17 protein-coding genes are annotated in these 18,852 nt (G+C 66.1%); 11 read left to right on the top strand and 6 right to left on the bottom strand.

What is annotated here, in order from left to right; translation table 11 throughout:
• Nucleotides 1-7 precede the first annotated feature (7 nt).
• Nucleotides 8-925, bottom strand: coding sequence for a 23S rRNA (adenine(2030)-N(6))-methyltransferase RlmJ (locus ACVMK0_RS01750; protein ID WP_476464086.1), 918 nt, complete (start codon nucleotides 923-925; stop codon nucleotides 8-10).
• A 250-nt stretch (nucleotides 926-1,175) separates the two neighbouring features.
• On the opposite strand from ACVMK0_RS01750, the gene rplM reads away from it, so the two are divergent.
• The 3 genes from rplM (at nucleotide 1,176) to erpA (ending at nucleotide 2,601) form a co-directional block, all read left to right on the top strand.
• Entirely contained in the window at nucleotides 1,176-1,622 is a 447-nt protein-coding gene (gene rplM / locus ACVMK0_RS01745; protein ID WP_034111483.1) for a 50S ribosomal protein L13, read from the top strand.
• Entirely contained in the window at nucleotides 1,619-2,011 is a 393-nt protein-coding gene (gene rpsI / locus ACVMK0_RS01740) for a 30S ribosomal protein S9 (protein WP_034111481.1), read from the top strand. Before rplM ends, rpsI begins: the two co-directional genes overlap by 4 nt.
• A gap of 224 nt (nucleotides 2,012-2,235) precedes the next feature.
• Entirely contained in the window at nucleotides 2,236-2,601 is a 366-nt protein-coding gene (erpA, locus tag ACVMK0_RS01735) for an iron-sulfur cluster insertion protein ErpA (RefSeq protein ID WP_034111479.1), read from the top strand.
• Nucleotides 2,602-2,607: 6 nt separating this feature from the next.
• On the opposite strand, the gene ACVMK0_RS01730 is transcribed toward erpA, so the two are convergent.
• Both ACVMK0_RS01730 and ACVMK0_RS01725 read right to left on the bottom strand, forming a co-directional pair.
• Nucleotides 2,608-3,711, bottom strand: a complete 1,104-nt coding sequence (locus tag ACVMK0_RS01730; RefSeq protein ID WP_476464085.1) for an anhydro-N-acetylmuramic acid kinase — start codon at nucleotides 3,709-3,711, stop codon at nucleotides 2,608-2,610.
• 47 nt (nucleotides 3,712-3,758) lie between these two features.
• Nucleotides 3,759-5,141, bottom strand: coding sequence for a M23 family metallopeptidase (locus tag ACVMK0_RS01725; protein ID WP_045534562.1), 1,383 nt, complete (start codon nucleotides 5,139-5,141; stop codon nucleotides 3,759-3,761).
• A 232-nt stretch (nucleotides 5,142-5,373) separates the two neighbouring features.
• Here ACVMK0_RS01725 and tyrS point away from each other — a divergent pair, with 232 nt between their 5' ends.
• Both tyrS and metH read left to right on the top strand, forming a co-directional pair.
• Nucleotides 5,374-6,627, top strand: a complete 1,254-nt coding sequence (gene tyrS, locus ACVMK0_RS01720) for a tyrosine--tRNA ligase (protein ID WP_476464084.1) — start codon at nucleotides 5,374-5,376, stop codon at nucleotides 6,625-6,627.
• A 113-nt stretch (nucleotides 6,628-6,740) separates the two neighbouring features.
• Nucleotides 6,741-9,440 (top strand): methionine synthase, encoded by a 2,700-nt coding sequence (gene metH, locus ACVMK0_RS01715; RefSeq protein WP_476464628.1) that lies wholly within the window; start codon nucleotides 6,741-6,743, stop codon nucleotides 9,438-9,440.
• Between the two features lie 5 nt (nucleotides 9,441-9,445).
• On the opposite strand, the gene ACVMK0_RS01710 is transcribed toward metH, so the two are convergent.
• The gene (locus tag ACVMK0_RS01710; protein WP_476464083.1) at nucleotides 9,446-11,983 is read right to left on the bottom strand and encodes a GspE/PulE family protein; all 2,538 of its coding nucleotides are present in this window, start codon (nucleotides 11,981-11,983) and stop codon (nucleotides 9,446-9,448) included.
• A gap of 61 nt (nucleotides 11,984-12,044) precedes the next feature.
• Nucleotides 12,045-13,592: a YifB family Mg chelatase-like AAA ATPase gene (locus tag ACVMK0_RS01705; protein ID WP_476464627.1), complete on the bottom strand. Its 1,548-nt coding sequence runs from the start codon at nucleotides 13,590-13,592 to the stop codon at nucleotides 12,045-12,047.
• A gap of 368 nt (nucleotides 13,593-13,960) precedes the next feature.
• On the opposite strand from ACVMK0_RS01705, the gene glnK reads away from it, so the two are divergent.
• The 6 genes from glnK (at nucleotide 13,961) to ACVMK0_RS01675 (ending at nucleotide 18,319) form a co-directional block, all read left to right on the top strand.
• Nucleotides 13,961-14,299 carry a P-II family nitrogen regulator gene (gene glnK, locus ACVMK0_RS01700; protein ID WP_045534559.1) on the top strand — a complete coding sequence of 113 codons (339 nt, stop codon included), beginning with the start codon at nucleotides 13,961-13,963 and terminating at the stop codon, nucleotides 14,297-14,299.
• A gap of 35 nt (nucleotides 14,300-14,334) precedes the next feature.
• Nucleotides 14,335-15,783 carry an ammonium transporter gene (locus tag ACVMK0_RS01695; protein ID WP_476464082.1) on the top strand — a complete coding sequence of 483 codons (1,449 nt, stop codon included), beginning with the start codon at nucleotides 14,335-14,337 and terminating at the stop codon, nucleotides 15,781-15,783.
• Between the two features lie 146 nt (nucleotides 15,784-15,929).
• Nucleotides 15,930-16,148: a hypothetical protein gene (locus ACVMK0_RS01690; RefSeq protein WP_045537373.1), complete on the top strand. Its 219-nt coding sequence runs from the start codon at nucleotides 15,930-15,932 to the stop codon at nucleotides 16,146-16,148.
• Nucleotides 16,145-16,489, top strand: a complete 345-nt coding sequence (locus tag ACVMK0_RS01685; protein ID WP_045534557.1) for a cell division protein ZapA — start codon at nucleotides 16,145-16,147, stop codon at nucleotides 16,487-16,489. Before ACVMK0_RS01690 ends, ACVMK0_RS01685 begins: the two co-directional genes overlap by 4 nt.
• Before the next feature lie 352 nt (nucleotides 16,490-16,841).
• The gene (locus ACVMK0_RS01680) at nucleotides 16,842-17,669 is read left to right on the top strand and encodes a sulfite exporter TauE/SafE family protein (protein WP_045534556.1); all 828 of its coding nucleotides are present in this window, start codon (nucleotides 16,842-16,844) and stop codon (nucleotides 17,667-17,669) included.
• Nucleotides 17,670-17,884: 215 nt separating this feature from the next.
• Nucleotides 17,885-18,319, top strand: coding sequence for an SWIB/MDM2 domain-containing protein (locus tag ACVMK0_RS01675; RefSeq protein ID WP_082027161.1), 435 nt, complete (start codon nucleotides 17,885-17,887; stop codon nucleotides 18,317-18,319).
• Between the two features lie 34 nt (nucleotides 18,320-18,353).
• On the opposite strand, the gene ACVMK0_RS01670 is transcribed toward ACVMK0_RS01675, so the two are convergent.
• Nucleotides 18,354-18,842 carry a DNA polymerase III subunit chi gene (locus ACVMK0_RS01670; RefSeq protein ID WP_052468369.1) on the bottom strand — a complete coding sequence of 163 codons (489 nt, stop codon included), beginning with the start codon at nucleotides 18,840-18,842 and terminating at the stop codon, nucleotides 18,354-18,356.
• Nucleotides 18,843-18,852: the final 10 nt, after the last annotated feature.

The following is an 18,852-nucleotide window of genomic DNA, read 5'->3' as shown; positions in this document are numbered from 1 at the left end:
GAGAGCCCTAGCCGCCGGATTCGACCTGCCACTGCGCCCCCGGACCTTCTTTGAGGGCGGCGCTCAGCCACGGCAGTGCCGCGCGCCACTGCTCGGCCAAGGCGAAGGGCGGGTTGATCAGGTGCATGGCGCTGGCGTGCAGGGGCGTGCGGGCTTGGCCACGCGCCACTTCGGCGCTGCGGCCGCTGGTGGGTGCCTGCCCGACGTCGAGCAGCGCCTGCGCCCAGGGCCGTTGCACCCGCGTGCTCAAGGCCTTGAGCTTGCGCGCCAGCGCGTGCGACTCCGGCCGCGCGATCACCGGGTACCAGACCGCGTAGCAACCGGTGGGGAAGCGCTCGAGCGCGTCTTCGAGGCAGTCGAGCACGGCGGCGTAGTCGGTTTTGAGCTCGTAGCTGGGGTCGATCAGCACCAGCGCGCGCCGCGTGGGCGGTGGCAGCAGCGCGCGCAGGCCGGCAAAACCGTCGCTGCGGCGCAGCTCGATCTGCTTGCCGCGCCCAAGGTCGGCCACGTGGCGTTCGAGCAGGCGCGCGTCGGTCGGGTGCACCTCGAACAGCTTGAGCTGGTCCTGCGGGCGCAGCAGCGTCTGGCAGATCCAAGGCGAGCCGGGATAGTGGCGCAAGCTGTCGCTGCCCAGGTTGTAGATCTGCACCAGCTCGAGGTAGGCCTGCACCGCCGCCGGCAGCGGCTGGCCCTGCGCCCGCGCTTGCACCGCCGCGGCGGCCACGCGCACGATGCCGCGCCCGGATTCGCCCGAGGTGCGCGCCAGCTCTTGGTCGAGCCGGTAGATGCCCGCGCCCGCATGGGTGTCGGCCAGCAGCAGGCCCACGTCTTTTTGGGCCAGGTATTGCAGGCAAGCCACCAGCGTCAGGTGTTTGAGTACATCGGCGTGGTTGCCGGCATGAAAGGCGTGGCGATAACTGAACATGGGCGCATGGTAAACCACAGCCATGCGCGCAAACCGCAGCGGCCTTGAATTTTGCTTGCTTGAGTTGTGTGTTTGCAGTTAGAATGGCGGGCTTCGCAGCGCTTTGGGTGTCCGCGGCGAAGGCGTGGCCGAGGCTTTTTCCCTTTGCGGGGGGGCTGATGCTGCGCAAACCCACCTAAGAGGCGGCCAACAGAGCCGCACCGACCGTGGAAAAGACGCCTGCCAAACCCGCTTTATTCAGAGCAAACTCATGACCAAAACCTTCAGCGCCAAACCGGCCGAGGTGGTGCACGAGTGGTTTGTGATTGACGCCACCGATAAGGTGCTCGGACGTGTCGCCAGCGAAGTGGCACTCCGGTTGCGCGGCAAACACAAAGCCATTTACACCCCTCACGTGGACACGGGCGATTTCATCGTCGTCGTCAACGCCGCCAAACTCAAAGTCACGGGCAACAAGTCCCTGGACAAAATCTACTACCGCCACTCGGGCTTCCCGGGCGGCATCTACGGCACCAATTTCCGCGACATGCAGGCCAAGCACCCGGGTCGGGCGCTGGAAAAAGCGGTCAAGGGCATGTTGCCCAAAGGCCCGCTGGGCTATGCCATGATCAAAAAGCTGAAGGTCTATGGCGGTGCCGAGCACCCCCACAGCGCCCAGCAACCCAAAGTCTTGGCCATCCTCGAGGAGCGCACATGATCGGCGAATGGAACAACGGCACCGGCCGGCGCAAATCCAGCGTCGCCCGCGTGTTCCTCAAAAAAGGCACGGGTCAGATCACGATCAACGGCAAAGACATCGAAAACTTCTTTGGCCGCCAGACCTCGATCATGATCGCCAAACAGCCGCTGCTGCTCACCGGCAACGAGCTGACCTTTGACATCCAAGTCAACGTGCACGGCGGCGGCGAATCGGGCCAGGCTGGCGCGGTGCGCCACGGCATCACGCGCGCCTTGATCGACTACGACGCGGCCCTCAAGCCCGCCCTGAGCGCGGCCGGCTACGTGACGCGCGACGCGCGCGAAGTGGAGCGCAAAAAGGTCGGTCTGCGTTCGGCACGCCGGCGCAAGCAGTTCTCCAAGCGTTAAACCGCTGCAAGGGCTTTGGGCCTTTGTGCATCACCGCCCTCTGGTCACGAGCCGCAGGGCGGTTTTTTGCGCCTGCTTGCCGGCCGGTGGACGGCGGGCTGGGGGTGGGCGTTGCGAGCGGCCAAAAACCCCGGCGCCAGCGCAGACAATCGCCGGCCTAGGCCCTATCTTGAGTTTTTTGCTTTAGTATTGCCGCACAGGTTTACTTATCGGAACACCGCACCATGAGCGCAGTCGCAGAACACCCAACCACCGAAATGCCCGCACCCTTCGTGTTTACCGACAGCGCGGCGGCCAAGGTGGCCGATCTGATCGCCGAAGAGGGCAACCCCGACCTGAAGCTGCGCGTGTTCGTGCAAGGCGGCGGCTGCTCGGGCTTCCAGTATGGCTTCACCTTTGACGAAGTGGTCAACGAAGACGACACCACCATGAGCAAAAACGGCGTCAGCCTGCTGATCGACGCCATGAGCTACCAGTATCTGGTGGGCGCCGAGATCGACTACAAAGAAGACCTGCAGGGGGCGCAGTTCGTGATCAAAAACCCCAACGCCAGCACCACCTGCGGTTGCGGCTCGAGCTTCAGTACCTAAAGGCCTTCAGGCCGGGTAGATCGCGCCCAGCACCCGCGCCCCGCGCGCCCCGGTGACGCTCGGCAGGTTGCCGGGTTTGCCTTCTAGGGCCTGCAGCGCCAGCCAAGCAAAGGCGGCGGCCTCCACCCATTGCGCTGGCCAACCGGCTTCGTCGCTGGCTTGCACTTGGGCTTGCGGCAGTTCTGCAGCCAGCAGGCACATCAGCTGCGCATTGCGGCTGCCGCCCCCACACACCCAAACCTGCTGCGGCCCCGCGCCGCCCCAAGCTATGTCTTGCACCGCCAAGGCCACGCTGCGCGCGGTCAGGCGCGCCAGGGTGGCTTGCACGTCGGCAGGGGGCAGGCCGGCAAAGCCGCGCAGGCGCTCGTCCAGCCAGCCGGCATGGAACAGGTCGCGCCCGGTGCTTTTAATGCCGCGCTGCAAAAAATAGGGCTCGACGAGCAGGTGCGCCAGCAGCCCAGCGTGCTCGCTTCCGCTGGTACCCCAAGCGCCATCGCGGTCGAACCAGGCACCGGTGTGGCGCTGGCACCAGAGGTCGAGCAGCACATTGCCGGGCCCGGTGTCGAGGCCGTACACGGCGCCGTTGGCCGGTAACGCCGTGATGTTGGCCATGCCGCCCAGGTTGAGCACCAGAACCGACTGCCCTGCGTGCCCAAACAGGCGCTGATGAAAGGCCGGCACCAGGGGCGCGCCTTGACCCCCGGCAGCGATGTCGCGGCTGCGAAAATCGGCCACCACATTGATGCCGGTGCGTTCGGCCAGCTGCGCAGGTTGGTTGATCTGCCAGGTGTAGGGCCACGGTTCGCCATCCCTAGGCGGGCGGTGGCGCACCGTTTGCCCGTGCGCCCCAATGGCGCGGATCTGCGCGGCGGCCAAGCCGCTGCGCTGGAGCAACTGCGCCACCACCTCGGCATAGAGCTCGGCCAGTTGGCTTGAGGCCACGGCGGCGCGATGCAGTTCGTCTGGGCCGCTTTGATTCAGGCTCAGCAGGGCTTGGCGCAGCGCATCGGGCAGATCGGCGCTGGCGGCGGCGTGCACTTTGAAAGCCGCAGGGCTGGTGCCACATTCCAGCAGCACGCCATCGACGCCGTCGAGCGAGGTGCCCGACATCAGGCCGATGGTGTAGGTGGAGGTGGAGGTGGTGGGCGGGCTCAGAGTTATTGGGCGCTGGCTTGCACCAAGGTGGCGGCGGCGGCCAGCTTTTGCTTCATGTCGGCAGCGGCCTGCTCAAACGCCGGGCGCAAGGCGGCAGTGAGCGGAGCGCTGCCGCCGCCTTCGGCCACCAGCAGCATCGGGTCGCGGTGGATGCCGTTCAAGCGGTATTCAAAGTGCACGTGTGGGCCGGTGCAGACCCCCGTGCAACCCACTTGGCCGATGTATTGGCTTTGCGCCACGCTTTGGCCTTGGCGCACGTCGATGCGGTGCAAGTGGGCATAGACGGTGACGATGTTGTTGCGGTGCTGGATGAAGACCACGTTGCCAAAACCGCGCTGGCTGCCGGCGAACTTGACCACGCCATCGCCCACGCTGCGCACCGGGGTGCCGATGGGCGCCGGGAAATCGACCCCCAAATGCGGGCGGCGCAACCCCGTGACGGGGTGAAAACGCAAGCCAAAGCCGCTGCTGATGCGCGAGAACTCGAGTGGCGAGGCCAAGAAGGCGCGGCGCGTGCTCTCGCCGGCAAAAGTGAAGTAAGCCCCGGGCTGGCCCTCGGCCTCGAACCACAGCACCTGGTGCGCGCGGCCCTTGTTGACGAACTCGGCGCTCAGCAGGCGGCCGTAGCGCAACAGCTCGCCCTCGGACTCGATGGCCTCATAGACCACACGGAACGAGTCGCCGCGTTGCAGGTCGCGGCGGAAATCAATCTGGCCGCTGAAAATATCGGCCAGTTGCGAAGCCACCCGGTCGGGCAAATCGGCCGCTTCGGTGGCGGCAAACAAGGTGCTGCGGATCGTGCCGCTGGCCACACGCACCGAGCGCTGCGCTTCGACTTGATCGACCCGGGCCACAAAGCCGCTGCCGCTGCGCTCGATCAGCAAACGCTGGTAGCGGTCGGAATCGTTGCTGGGCAACCAGCGCACGCTCAGGCGCAGCAGGCGCTGGTCGTCGTCGGTTTCGGCGCGCACCAGTTTGCCGGCGGGGCCGCGCATGAGCACGGCCGCGTCGGGGTGGCTGCGCACGAACTGGTGGGCGGCGCTGTCGTTGACCCCTAGGCGCTGCAGCAAGCTTTGCACGGTGTCGTCGCGGCGCGTGAAATCGGTGCGAAACAGCACGAAGGGCACCGGGGCTTGCAGCTCGGCCGGGGTGGCGGAGGCTGAGGCAGAGGCAGCGATGGGTGCGGCCAAAGCGAGGGGCTGCAGCGCTGCGTGCGGCACCGTCTCGACGATTTGCTGCACCGGCAGGTTGGCAATCTCGGCCTCGAGGGGGGCCACGCCAAACGCCGTGACGCCCGTGCCGAGCAAAACAGCACCCAGTCCAGCGATGAAATGCTTGGGGTACTTAACCAATGTGCGCTTGATGTGCTGGGCCAGTTCGTTCATTCAAGATCAACATCAAGGCCTACCTGCTGCGCTTGGACGGGCGCAACAGGGCGGCGAGTAAAAAAAGGAGCAGGGCGCCGAGAACTGGGCGCAGCTGCAGGGCGGATGATAAGCCACCGCACACCACACAGCTGCCGATGAGCCCGGCAGGCGGCGCGCCGACTAAAATCCGACCACAAGTAAAACATCAGTATAACGCGCTCACCGCGCGCGGCCATCTGTAGAAACCGGAATGAGTCCAACCACTGCCCCACCCATCGCTGCGGCGCCCCCCACTGCCCCGCTCAACGCTGACGTACAACACGCGCTGGCCGTGACGCGGCGCGGCTGCGAGGAGCTCATCCCCGAGGCCGACTGGGTGCAAAAGCTGCAGCGCAGCCAAGCCAGCGGCCAGCCGCTGCGCATCAAGCTCGGGCTGGACCCGACCGCGCCCGACATCCACCTCGGGCACACGGTGGTGCTCAACAAGCTGCGCCAGCTGCAAGACCTAGGGCACACGGTGATTTTTTTGATCGGCGACTTCACCAGCCTGATCGGCGACCCCTCGGGGCGCAACAGCACCCGCCCACCGCTCACGCCCGAGCAGATACAGGCCAACGCCCAGACCTACTACCAGCAGGCCAGCCTGGTGCTGGACCCGGCGCGCACCGAGGTGCGCTACAACAGCGAGTGGAGCGATGCGCTGGGCGCGCGCGGCCTCATTGGGCTGGCGGCCAAGTACACCGTGGCGCGCATGATGGAGCGCAACGATTTTCACCAGCGCTACACGGCCGGCAGCCCAATCAGCGTGCACGAGTTTTTGTACCCGCTGATGCAGGGCTACGACTCGGTGGCGCTCAAAGCCGACCTGGAGCTGGGCGGCACCGACCAGAAGTTCAACCTGCTCATGGGCCGCCACCTGCAGGCCGAGTACGGGCTGGAGCCGCAGTGCATCCTGACCATGCCGCTGCTCGAGGGGCTGGACGGCGTCGAGAAGATGAGCAAGTCCAAGGGCAACTACATCGGCATCAACGAGCCGGCGCCCACCATGTACGCCAAGGTGCTGAGCATTTCAGATGAGCTGATGTGGCGCTGGTACACGCTGCTCTCGTTCCAGACCGAGGCGCAGATCGCGGCGCTGCGCGCCGAAGTGGCCGCCGGGCGCAACCCCAAAGACGCCAAGGTGCAGCTGGCGCTCGAGCTCACCACGCGCTTTCACGGCGCGGCGGCGGCAGCAGCGGCGCAGCAAGATTTCATCCACCGCAGCCAAGGCGGCGTGCCCGACGACATCCCCGAGCGCTCGCTGGAAGGCGCGCCGCTGGGCATCGCGGCGCTGCTCAAGGCCACTGGGCTCGCACCCTCGAGCAGCGAGGCCAACCGACTCATCGACGGCGCCGGCGTGCGCGTCGATGGTGCGCCGATCAGCGACAAAGGGCTGCGCCTGGGCCCCGGCACCTACGTGCTGCAGGTGGGCAAGCGCAAGTTCGTCCGTGTCACACTGTCTTGAATCTGGCCACCGCATCCTGCCTTTTTATTGCACACCCTTTTGTGAACGCACACCCTACCCCCGCCCCCAACCCAGCCACCCCAAGCGCCACCAACCGCCCCCAGCCCGGCCCGATGCTGCTCTCGGGCCTCGAGCTGCTGCGCATCGACGCCGACACGCTGTTCGTCAACATCGGCGAGCGCACCAATGTCACCGGCTCGAAGGCCTTTGCGCGCCTGATCCTCAACGGCGACTACGAGCAGGCGTTGGCGGTGGCGCGCCAGCAGGTGGAAAACGGCGCCCAGATCATCGACGTCAACATGGACGAAGCGATGCTCGACAGCCAGGCGGCGATGGTGCGCTTTTTGAACCTCATGGCCGGCGAGCCCGACATCGCGCGCGTGCCGGTGATGATCGACTCCTCCAAATGGAGCGTGATCGAGGCCGGGCTCAAGTGCGTGCAGGGCAAGGGGTTGGTGAACTCGATCAGCCTCAAAGAGGGCGAGGCCGAGTTCAAACGCCAAGCGCGCTTGATCCGGCGCTACGGTGCCGCCACCGTGGTCATGGCCTTCGACGAGCAGGGCCAAGCCGACACCTTCCAGCGCAAGACCGAGATCTGCGCCCGCGCCTACCGCATTCTGGTCGATGAAGTGGGTTTCCCGGCCGAGGACATCGTCTTCGATCCCAACATCTTCGCCATCGCCACCGGCATTGCCGAGCACGACAACTACGCCGTCGATTTCATCGAGGCCACGCGCTGGATCAAGGCCAACCTGCCGGGGGCCAAGGTGTCGGGTGGCGTGAGCAACGTGAGCTTTAGCTTTCGCGGCAACGACCCGGTGCGCGAGGCCATCCACACCGTGTTTTTGTACCACGCCATCCAGGCCGGTATGGACATGGGCATCGTCAACGCCGGCATGGTCGGCGTCTATGACGAGCTCGAGCCCGAGCTGCGCACGCGCGTCGAAGACGTGGTGCTCAATCGCCGCCCCGACGCCACCGAACGCCTGCTCGACATCGCCGACAGCGTGCGCGGCGCGGCGCGCGACGACAGCGCCAAAAACGCCTGGCGCGCGCTGCCGCTGCGCGAGCGCCTGACGCACGCGTTGGTGCATGGCAACAACGAGCACATCGAGGCCGACACCGAGGCCCTGTGGCAACAGATGCGCGCCGAGGGGGCGCGCCCGCTGCACCTGATCGAAGGCCCGCTGATGGACGGCATGAACGTGGTCGGCGACCTGTTTGGCGCCGGCAAGATGTTTTTGCCGCAGGTGGTCAAGAGCGCGCGCGTGATGAAACAGGCGGTGGCGCACCTACTGCCCTACATCGAGGAAGAAAAACGCCAGCTCGAGGCCGCCGGCACGGCCACGCGCAGCCAGGGCAAGATCGTCATCGCCACCGTCAAGGGCGACGTGCACGACATCGGCAAAAACATCGTCACCGTGGTGCTGCAGTGCAACAACTTCGAGGTGGTGAACATGGGCGTGATGGTGCCCTGCCACCAGATTCTGGCCAAGGCCAAAGAGGTGGGGGCCGAAATCGTCGGTCTGTCGGGCCTGATCACCCCCAGCCTAGAAGAGATGCAATACGTGGCCGCCGAGATGGAAAAAGACGCCTACTTTGGCACCCACGGCGTGGCGCTGATGATCGGCGGCGCCACCACCAGCCGCGTGCACACGGCGGTAAAAATTGCGCCGCACTACAGCGGCCCGGTGGTCTATGTGCCCGACGCCTCGCGCGGCGTGGGCGTGGCGCAAAACCTGCTGGGGCAGGGGCGCGCTGCCTTCGTGCACGAGCTGCAAGTTGATTACGAGCGCGTGCGCCAGCAGCACGCCAACAAAAAGAAAACCCCGCTGCTGTCGCTGGCGCAGGCGCGCGCCAACAAGGCCCAGCTCGACTGGGCTGCCTACACCCCGGCGCGGCCCAAGTTCATCGGCCGGCGCGTGTTCAAAAACCTCGATCTGGCCGAGCTGGCGCGCTACATCGACTGGGGCCCCTACTTCCAGACTTGGGACTTGGCCGGCCCCTACCCCGCCATCCTCGACGACGAACTGGTGGGCGCGCAGGCGCGCAAGGTCTATGCCGACGCGCAAGCGCTGCTGAAAAAAATCGTCGATGGGCGCTGGCTGGTGGCCAACGCGGTGCTGGGCCTGTACCCGGCGCAGAGCGTGGCCGACGACGACATCGCCCTCTACGCCGACGAAACGCGCCAGAGCCCGGTGCTGGTCTGGCACGGCTTGCGCCAGCAGAGCGAAAAACCGGTGGTCGATGGCGCGCCGCGCCCGAACCGCTGCCTGGCCGACTTTGTGGCGCCGCAGGGCAGCGGCGTGGCCGATTATGTGGGTGCCTTTGCCGTCACCGCCGGCATCGGGGCCGAAGCGCGCGCCGCCGCCTTCGAGGCCGCGCACGACGACTACCAAGCGATCCTGCTCAAGGCGCTGGCCGACCGGCTGGCCGAAGCCGCCGCCGAATACCTGCACTGGCGCGTGCGCACCGAACTGTGGGGCTACGCCGCGCAAGAAAATTTGAGCCCGCAGCAGCTCATCGCCGAGCAGTACCAAGGCATCCGCCCGGCCCCGGGCTACCCGGCCTGCCCCGACCACACCGTCAAGCGCGAGCTGCTGGCGCTGCTGGGCAGCGCCGACATCGGCATGGGCCTGACCGAAAGCCTGGCCATGACGCCCGCCGCCAGCGTCTGCGGCTTCTACCTCGCGCACCCCGATTGCCGCTACTTCAACGTCGGCCCCATCGGGCGCGACCAACTGGCGGATCAAGCGCGCCGCCGCCACCTGAGCGAAGACGAACTGGCGCGCTGGCTGGCGCCCAACCTCTAAGCGCCTCAGTGGGCGCAGTGGGCGCGCACCTCGTCGATGCCAGTCAGCCCCTGCAGCACCTTGAGGATGCCGTCTTGGCGCAGGGTGCGCAGCCCGCCACTGATCTGAGCCGCCTCCAGCAGCGCCTCGGAGGGGGCCTTTTGCTGGATCAGGCGGCGCAGAGGGCTGTCGATCAGCAACAGCTCGTGCACGCCGACGCGTCCCTTGTAGCCCGTCTGGTCGCAGGCCGGGCAGCCGGGGGCATGGTACCGGAACATGCGTCCGTCTAGGCCGTAATCGTGCAGCCACTGCGCACGCAGCTCGGCTTTGCCGGGACGCAGACTTCCGGGCAGCACGTGCAGGTAGTCGTCCAGCAGCTCATCGACCCAGGTTTCGTCAGCTGGCTCGCTGCGCACGCAGCCCTTGCACCAGCGCCGCACCAGACGCTGCGCCAGCACGGCAGCGAGCGAGTCGGCAAAGTTGAACGGATCCATCCCCATGTCGAGCAGCCGAACCACGGTCTCGGGCGCGCTGTTGGTGTGCAGCGTCGAGAGCACCAGGTGGCCGGTGAGCGAGGCCTCGATCGCCATCTGGGCGGTTTCTTGGTCGCGAATTTCGCCCACCATGATGATGTCGGGGTCGGCGCGCAAAAAGGCCCGCAGTGCCTTGGCAAAAGTCCAGTCGATCTTGGGATTGACCTGCACCTGGCGCAACTCGGGGTTGCTGATCTCGATCGGGTCTTCGGCGGTCCAGATCTTGCGGTCGGGCGTGTTGATGTGCTGCAGCACCGAGTGCAGCGTGGTGGTCTTGCCCGAGCCCGTGGGGCCCACGCACAGCACCATGCCATGGGAGCGTGCCACCGCAGTTTGCAATTGGCGAAGGTTGGCGGGGGTCAGGCCGAGTTGATCCAGCGGCAGCGGCTTGGCCGATGAGAGCAAGCGCAGCACCACGTCTTCGGCGCCGTTGCTGGTGGGGATGGTGGCCACCCGCAACTCGAGCTTGTGCGTGGGCGAGAACTTGGCAAAATCGATCTTGCCGTCTTGGGGTTTGCGGCGCTCGGAAATGTCGAGGTCGCACATCACCTTGATGCGGCCGATGATGGCGTTGCGGTAGCCCGGTGGCAGCTCCATGAAGGGGGTCAGGCGGCCGTCTTTGCGCAGCCGGATGCGCACCTTGCGCTTGCTGGCAAAGGTCTCGATGTGGATGTCGGAGGCCCCTTGGCCATGGGCCTCGATGATCAGGCTGTTGATGAGCTTGACGAGCGAGTTGTCGGACTGCTCGATGGCGCCGAGCTTGGGGTCGGCGTCGTCGCTGGCTTCTTGCTCGAGCGATTCGAGCAGCTTGTCGGAGCTGGTGGGGGCAAATTCGCCGCCAGCCGCCAGTGCCGCTTGGGTATCGTCGAGACCAAAGCGGGCATAAGCCTCGTTGATGCTCTGTGCCCCGAGCGGGGCACTGGTGAGCGTGGCCACCACCTTGGCCTGCAACACAAAATCCAGCTCTTCGAGCGTGCCGCGCCGCGACGGGTCTTCGGCGGCCACCACCACGGTGCCGTTGTGCCATAGAAGCGGCACGATGCGGTGCTTGCGCGCCAGCGCGATCGGCACCCGGCGCAAGGCCTCGGGATCGATCGGAAACTGGGCCAGATCAACCACCGGGTAACCCATCTTGCGCGCCAGCGCGATGCGCAGATCGTCGCGTGTCAGATGGCCGCTTTGCACCAGCAGCTCGCCCAGCGGCACGCTGCGCTCGGTTATCTGGCGCTCCAGCGCGTCTTGCAGTTGCTCTGGGGTAATGAGCCCAAGCGCGGTCAGGGCCTCGCCTATTCGCACCATGGGCATGCGAGACTGCTCTTCGAGTGCCTGCAGCAACTGCTCGGGCTTGACCACCTCCTTGAGCACCAGGTAGTCGCCCAGTTTGCGGTTGCGAAGCTGCTCTTGGGTGCGCGCCGCTTGCTCCACCTGCTCGGTGGTGACTATGTGTTGCTCGACCAACACCTGGCCGATGCTTTCCCCGACCTGCACGCGGCGCAGCACGTGGGCCGGCAAAAAAACCCGTTGCACCCGGTCTTGCGCGTCGAGCGGCACAAACAGGAACACGCCCACGGCAGACTCGAGGTGTCCAATCGTCAACCCCGTTTGCACCGAACCATCGCTGAGCTCGAGGCGGTAGGGCAAGCGCGGGCGGTGGCGCAGCAAATCGTCGGCGCTGCTGGGATGGCTTCCAACCTCTGGGCTGGCGTTGCCCTGGGTGTGCGGCAATGGTGCCAGCGGCTGTGTCAGGCTGATGCGCCTAAACATATCGAAGCGCAACGGCATGATGGTGCGCGAGGGGGGCACCTGGATGTGAGCCAAACCGGCCGGCAGATCCAGCCCCATCAGCCGGCAAGGACGCATCTGGCCGTTGCTGCCCTCGACCAGGCAGTCTAGGCCAGCGGCAGCCGGGTTGTCGGCGCCGTTTTCGGGGGTGCCGTAGCTGGCGTAGGGCGGGGTGGGCCAACGCAATGCAAATGAACTTGGCCGCGTCACCAACTGAGGCTCGGGTATGGCGGTGGCGGCAAAGTTCATGGTCTGGATTGAGGGCAAGGGCTCGCGGCTGACATCATAGGGATGGGATTATGCGGCAGCCTCAAGGGTTTCCCGGCTGTCGGTATTGAACCGCTTCAGCCAGGTGCGCGCCGTGGATGCGCTCGCTGGCGGCCAAGTCGGCGATGGTGCGCGCCACGCGCAGCGCGCGGTGGGTGGCGCGCCCGGACCAGCCCAGCCGCGTGGCGGCTTGCTGCAGCAACTGTGCGGCAGCGGGCTCCAGCGCCGCATGGCGTTGCAGCGCTGGGCCGTGCAGGGTGTGGTTGGCGTGGCCCTGGCGCTGCAGCGCCCGCTCGCGCGCTTGGGCGACGCGCTCGCGCACCGCTGCGCTGGTCTCCGCCGCCGCGCTGTCGAGCAACTGCCCGGGCGGCAGCAGCGGCACCTCCACGTGCAGGTCGATGCGGTCCAGCAAGGGGCCGCTGAGCTTGCCCTGGTAGCGCTGCACTTGGTCGGGGGTGCAGCGGCAGGCCCTGTGGCTGGCCCCCAGATAGCCGCAGGGGCAGGGATTCATGGCAGCCACCAACTGAAAGCGGGCCGGAAAGTCGGTCTGGCGCGCCGCGCGCGAGATGCGGATCTGCCCGCTCTCGAGTGGCTCGCGCAAGGCCTCGAGGGCGGCGCGGGGGAATTCGGGCAGCTCATCGAGGAACAGCACGCCGTGGTGCGCGAGCGATATCTCGCCCGGCCGCGGCGGGTTGCCGCCGCCCACCAGCGCGGTGGCGCTGGCGCTGTGGTGCGGCGCGCTAAAAGGCCGCTGGCCCCAGTGCTCGGGCCTGAAGCGCCCCGCCAGCGACGCCACCGCCGCCGCCTCCAGCGCCTGCTGGTCGTCCAGCGCCGGCAGGATGCCGGGCAGGCGCTGCGCCAGCATCGACTTGCCCGAGCCCGGCGGGCCGCTCATCAGCAGGCTGTGCGCGCCCGCGGCAGCGATCTCCAGTGCCCGCCGCGCACCGGCCTGGCCCTTCACATCGGCCAAATCGGGCAAATCTTGCCCCTGCACCGCAGCGTTGCCCTGCAGTTGCACCCAGCCGTCGGCGTGCGCCGGTTCGGGCAGCGCCATGCCGGACGGCGCAAAGCGCCGCACCACATCGAGCAGGTGGCGCGCCCGGTACACGCGCGCCTGGCGCACCAGGGCGGCTTCTTCGGCGCTGACCGGGGGCAGCACCAAAGCGGTGCATACGGTTTGACCCGCACCGGCCGCGCGCAAGAAAGCCAGCCCCATGCACAGGGCGCCCCGGATCGGGCGCAAGGCGCCGCTGAGCGAGAGCTCGCCAGCAAATTCGTGCCCGGCCAGCGCCGCGCCGTCGATCTGGCCGCTGGCGGCCAAAATGCCCAAGGCGATGGGCAAATCAAAGCGCCCCGACTCCTTGGGCAGGTCGGCCGGGGCTAGGTTAACCGTGATGCGCTTGTTGTGCGGCCACTCCAGCCCGGCGTTCAAGATGGCCGAGCGCACCCGCTCGCGCGCCTCTTTGACCTCGGTGTCGGCCAAGCCCACCAGCGTCAGACTGGGCAGGCCGTTGGCCAAATGCACCTCCACGCTCACCGGCAGGGCCTCGAGCCCGACCAGCGTGCGACTTTGAACCACGCACAAACCCACGTTGAGCTCCCTTGTTGTGTAGGACACAGACCGGGCCAATGCCCGCTGGCTGCGGCATCCGCCGCTACATTGCACCAAGTTGGTGCATCGGGAAGCGGCTTATCTGACCCCAGTGTAGCGGCTGGCGCTGCGGCCTCACTTGTAGGCTCCGCTCACCTCGGGCAGCCCCCTTTTCTGGCGCGCCCGCGCTGGGTGATGGCACAGGCCTAGGGCACGGCTTGGGCCGGGCGCGAGCAGGTTGGCACGCTACGTGCTTAAAGCTTGGCGTGTCAATGGCTCAACCTCTGAGAGGCTGGGCACCCACAACCGCCGCTGGTCTGACCGCAAGGCCGATCAGCTCACTATCGACAGTTACAGAAAGGTTGAACATGAAGCTGGTCACCGCGATCATCAAACCCTTCAAGCTCGACGAGGTGCGCGAAGCGCTATCGAGTCTGGGCGTGCAGGGCATCACCGTCACCGAAGTCAAAGGCTTCGGGCGCCAGAAAGGGCACACCGAGCTCTACCGTGGCGCCGAATACGTGGTCGATTTTCTGCCCAAGGTCAAGATCGACGCCGCCGTGGCCGACGACTTGGTCGAGCGCGTGATCGAGGTCATCGAGGGCGCGGCGCGCACCGGCAAGATCGGCGACGGCAAGATTTTCGTCTTTCCGCTGGAGCAGGTGGTGCGCATCCGCACCGGCGAGACCGGCGCGCAAGCCCTCTGACCCATCAACCCTTTTTCAAACTCCGAGCATCAATCATGAAAAAGTTTCTACTCAGTATGTGTGTGGGCCTGGGGTTGCTGCTGGGCGCATCGGCGGCCATGGCCCAAGCCACCGACGCCGCGCCGGCCGTTGCCCCGATGATGGCACCCGAAGCCCCCGCTGCGGTCGCTCCGGTCGTCGATGCTGTCGCCATGGCTGTGGCTGCTGCACCTGCCGCTGAAGCCGCCGCCGCCGAAGCACCCGCCGCCGAACCCACCCCGCACAAGGGCGACGTTGCTTGGATGCTGGTGGCCACTTTGCTGGTGGTGATGATGGTCATCCCCGGCCTGGCGTTGTTCTACGGCGGCCTGGTGCGCAGCAAAAACATGCTCTCGGTGCTGATGCAAGTCACCGTGGTGTTTTCGCTCGTCATCGTGCTGTGGACGCTCTATGGCTACAGCTTGGCTTTTGGTGGCGAGGGGCTGATCATCGCCAACCTCGACAAAGCCTTCTTGATGGGCATCACCATGGATTCGGTCTCCAACACCTTCACCGAAGGCGTGGTGATTCCGGAGCTGATTTTTGTCGCCTTTCAAGCCACCTTTGCCGGCATTACCTGCGCCATTATCGTCGGCGCCTTTGCCGAGCGCATCAAGTTCAGCGCCGTGCTGATCTTCACTACCATCTGGTTCACTTTCAGCTACATCCCGGTGGCGCACATGGTCTGGGGTTCGGGCGGCTTGCTGATCGGCATGGGCAAAATGGACTTCGCCGGTGGCACCGTGGTGCACCTGAGCGCCGCCGTCGCAGCCTTGGTGGGTGCTTACATGATTGGCAAACGCGTCGGCTATGGCAAAGAGGCCATGGCCCCGCACAGCCTGCCCCTGACCCTGGTCGGCGCCGCCCTGTTGTGGGTGGGCTGGTTTGGTTTCAACGCCGGCTCGGCCCTGGAAGCCAACAGCAACGCCACGCTGGCCTTCCTCAACACCCTGATCGCCACCGCCGCCGCTGTGCTGGCCTGGTGCTTGGGCGAGGTGCTGCTCAAGGGCAAGGCCTCGATGCTGGGTGCTGCTTCGGGTGCCGTGGCCGGCTTGGTGGCCATCACCCCAGCCTGCGGTTATGTGGGGCCGCAGGGAGCGATCGTGATCGGCTTGGCCGGCGGCTTCCTGTGCCTGTGGGGCGTCAATGGCCTGAAGAAAATGCTCGGCGCTGACGACACACTCGACGTGTTCGGCCTGCACGGTGTGGGCGGCATTGTGGGTGGCTTGCTCACCGGCGTGTTTGTATCCCCGCTGCTGGGCGGTGGTGGCGATGCCGACTTCAGCATCGTAAGCCAAGTGTCTGTGCAAGCGCTGTCGATGCTGGTGGCGGCGGTCTGGGCGGGCGTGGTGGCGTTCATCGCCTTCAAGGTGGCCGACATGCTGGTGGGCCTGCGCGTGACCGAAGACGAAGAACGCGAAGGTCTGGACATCAGCTCGCACGGCGAGAGCGCTTACAACCGCTGATCTGCGCCACCCACTGATTGCATCCCCAAAGATTGAAGACGAAAGACGGGGGTTTAAGCCCGCCGCGCGACAAGCGTGGCGGGTTTTTTTGTGCACCCGGCTTGCCGCGCCCCGGCAGCACCGCCGCAGCCTACAATGCGCTCTGTATGCCTTCCCAGACCCCTATCGACCAGATTTCCGAGCGCGTCAACCGCTTGCTGGTGCGCCACGAGGAACTGCTGCGCGCCAACCAGTTGTTGCAGCAGCAAGTCGAGGCGCTGCGCCAAGAGCGCGATTTGTTGCGCCTGCAAAGCCAAGCCGTGCGGCAACGGCTCGATGCGCTGATCGAGCAACTGCCCACCGAGTCAGACGACAGCCGCCCATGAACCAGCCTGCCCACAAGCAAATTGAAGTCCAGATCATGGCGCAGACCTACCTGCTGGCTTGCCCAGCCGATGGCGAAGCGGCCTTGCGCGAGGCGGTGACCAAGGTCGATCACGCCATGTGCCGCATCCGCGACGCCGGCAAAGTGAAAGCGCGCGACCGCATCGCCGTGCTGGCCGCGCTCAACATCGCCTACGAGCTGCATCAAAAAGAACCCGGCGGCTTTCGCAACACCTCCTTTGGCCAGACCGAATCGGGCGAATGGCCAGAGCCCAGCGAACGCCTGCAGCATCTGATCGAGCGCCTCGACCAAGCGCTGGCCCACGACGGGCAGCTGCTTTAAGCGCAGGGAACGTCTGCCTGCTGGCACACGCTCAAACCCTGCGCGGCACACACAAGCAAAGCCCCCAATGAGACTCAAAAATCTTTGGTTGCTCTGATTTTTGCGTCTAGAATGGAGCCGTCTGTCACCGTGGCCGGGTTCTATATTTCCTTGAACCAATGCTCTCTGAGCCCGGGCTAGGTACATTGTGCAGTGGGTGTGATCGTCTCGCGTCAGATGAACCCGAAGCTGCTCTGCCCTTGCCCACCTGAACCCCCCCGTTCAGGATGCGGGCCCGGCCCGGTGGCAGACACCTTCTATTGCAAGCGCACGCCGCTACGCGCTCTATACCTCCCCTCTCAGCTTAACCCCCTTGTCTTTCTTGGCTGTGCTCGACCCGCTGCTGGTGCTGCAACTGCTGCTGCTGGGCCTGTGCGGGGGGTTTTTGGCCGGGCTGCTGGGCATAGGTGGCGGCATGGTGCTGGTGCCCTTTCTCACGGTCATCATGACCAAACAAGGCGTCGATGCAGACTTGGCCGTCAAAATGGCGATTGCCACCGGCATGGCCACCATCGTCTTTACCTCGCTCTCGAGCGTGCGGGCGCACCACCTGCGCGGGGCGGTGCGCTGGGACATCTGGCGCCGCTTCGTGCCCGGCATCGTGCTGGGTGCGGCGCTGGCCAGCCTAGGCGTCTTTGCGGCGCTCAACGGCCAGACCCTGGCGCTGGTTTTTGCGCTGTTCGTGGCTTTTTCAGCCACCCAGATGTGGCTGGACCAAAAACCCGCCGCCAGCCGCACCCTGCCCGGCCCAGCGGGCCAGCTGGCGGCTGGCGGCGGCATCGGCTTTGTCTCGGGTTTGGTGGGCGCCGGCGGCGGCTTCATCAGCGTGCCGCTGCTGGTCTGGTGCAACGTGGCCATGCACCAAGCGGTGGCCACCAGCGCCGCGCTGGGGTTCCCGATCGCGCTGGCCAATTCAATCGGTTATGCGCTGGCCGGGCACAACACGCCGGGTCTGCCCGCGGCGTCGCTGGGCTACATTTTTCTGCCGGCGCTGCTGGTGATCGCCTTGGCCAGCGTGCTCGGCGCCCCGCTGGGGGCGCGGGCGGCGCATGCGCTGCCGGTGCGGCCGCTCAAGCGCCTGTTTGCGCTGGTGCTGTATGCGCTGGCGGCCTTTATGCTCTACCAAGGCCTCAGAGGCTGAAATGAAACTGCCCCCACGCTCGCTGCCCCCCAAGGAGGCGCTTCATTGACTTCGGGCGGCCGGGCGCCACTGAGAGGCTAAGGCACACCGAATGACAAAAAAATTACCGCTGCAAGTCGATCCAAATACCCACTTTGGGTTTAGGATGCCAAGGCGCTGCGCTGGGCGTTATGCCGCCGTTGCAGCGAAACCCAACCCACAGAAGGAATCAACAAATGGCAACTGCGAAAAAAGCGCCTGCTGCGAAGGCTCCCACCCCCAAAGCACCCGCTGCCAAGGCCCCAGCCAAGGCCCCTGCGGCCAAAGCTCCTGCGGCCAGCACCGCCCCCCCGGCTGCAAAGGCCGCACCCAAGGCAGCCGCCAAGGCCAGTGCGCCGGCGGCCCCGGCTGCTCCTGCCAAGCGCACCCCCAATGCGGCCTTCATGAAACCCATGACCCCCAGCGCGGCTTTGGCGGCCGTGATCGGCAGCAAGCCCATGCCGCGCACCGAAGTGACCAAAAAAGTCTGGGAATACATCAAAAAACACAACCTGCAAGACGCAGCCAACAAGCGCATGATCAACGCCGACGCCAAACTCAAGGCGATCTTCGTCAAGCCGCAGGTGTCGATGTTCGAGATGACCAAGCTGATCAGCACGCAGCTGTCCTAAGCACCGCTTCGTCTGGGGGCCCATAAAGGGCAGCTCAGGCGGACGCGTCGTGGTGTTGCAGCGTCCAACCCAGTTGGCTGTAGTGACGCCAGCGCAGGCGCGCCGCCTGCTTGAGCGCCTCGTCTGCTGGCACGATCTCGATCAGGCGCTCAAAGCGCTCCACGTCGGGTGGCACCGGCTCTTGCAGATTGATCAGCAAGGGCCAGCTGCTGCTTTGCGCCACCAACTGCTCTGACAGCACCACGGGCGCGCGCTGCCACAACCCGGCCTGCCCCCGACCCGCAGCGCCCTTTGCACCCGCCGACTCTCCGCCCCCGAGGCCGCCCTCGTGGTCTGCCTCGTAGCGCCCATGGGCGATGAACTCGTCGGGGCTGAAGGTCCAGAGCGCGGCGTCGAGCTCGTGCGCCAGCCCGGGCGCGAGCAGCACCCACGTGCGCTGGCCCGCGTGGTTGGCCTTGCGCAGCAGCCGACACAGGTAGGGCACGGGTGCCCCCACATTGAAGTGGAAAACCACCGTTTTCATGCCGCCGCGC

It is taken from the genome of Serpentinimonas sp. SSL01, from assembly GCF_056323735.1.
The sequence above is the reverse complement of the archived record's forward strand: the minus strand, read 5'-3'. Positions and strand labels throughout refer to the sequence as shown.

Bases quoted from the DNA above. Each gene is read 5' to 3' on its own strand.
- ACVMK0_RS01750 (WP_476464086.1), bottom strand. From the start codon at position 925: ATGTTCAGTTATCGCCACGCCTTTCATGCCGGCAACCACGCCGATGTA.
- rplM (WP_034111483.1), top strand. From the start codon at position 1,176: ATGACCAAAACCTTCAGCGCCAAACCGGCCGAGGTGGTGCACGAGTGG.
- rpsI (WP_034111481.1), top strand. From the start codon at position 1,619: ATGATCGGCGAATGGAACAACGGCACCGGCCGGCGCAAATCCAGCGTC.
- erpA (WP_034111479.1), top strand. From the start codon at position 2,236: ATGAGCGCAGTCGCAGAACACCCAACCACCGAAATGCCCGCACCCTTC.
- ACVMK0_RS01730 (WP_476464085.1), bottom strand. From the start codon at position 3,711: ATGTCGGGCACCTCGCTCGACGGCGTCGATGGCGTGCTGCTGGAATGT.
- ACVMK0_RS01725 (WP_045534562.1), bottom strand. From the start codon at position 5,141: ATGAACGAACTGGCCCAGCACATCAAGCGCACATTGGTTAAGTACCCC.
- tyrS (WP_476464084.1), top strand. From the start codon at position 5,374: ATGAGTCCAACCACTGCCCCACCCATCGCTGCGGCGCCCCCCACTGCC.
- metH (WP_476464628.1), top strand. From the start codon at position 6,741: ATGCTGCTCTCGGGCCTCGAGCTGCTGCGCATCGACGCCGACACGCTG.
- ACVMK0_RS01710 (WP_476464083.1), bottom strand. From the start codon at position 11,983: ATGAACTTTGCCGCCACCGCCATACCCGAGCCTCAGTTGGTGACGCGG.
- glnK (WP_045534559.1), top strand. From the start codon at position 13,961: ATGAAGCTGGTCACCGCGATCATCAAACCCTTCAAGCTCGACGAGGTG.
- ACVMK0_RS01695 (WP_476464082.1), top strand. From the start codon at position 14,335: ATGAAAAAGTTTCTACTCAGTATGTGTGTGGGCCTGGGGTTGCTGCTG.
- ACVMK0_RS01690 (WP_045537373.1), top strand. From the start codon at position 15,930: ATGCCTTCCCAGACCCCTATCGACCAGATTTCCGAGCGCGTCAACCGC.
- ACVMK0_RS01685 (WP_045534557.1), top strand. From the start codon at position 16,145: ATGAACCAGCCTGCCCACAAGCAAATTGAAGTCCAGATCATGGCGCAG.
- ACVMK0_RS01675 (WP_082027161.1), top strand. From the start codon at position 17,885: ATGGCAACTGCGAAAAAAGCGCCTGCTGCGAAGGCTCCCACCCCCAAA.
- ACVMK0_RS01670 (WP_052468369.1), bottom strand. From the start codon at position 18,842: ATGAAAACGGTGGTTTTCCACTTCAATGTGGGGGCACCCGTGCCCTAC.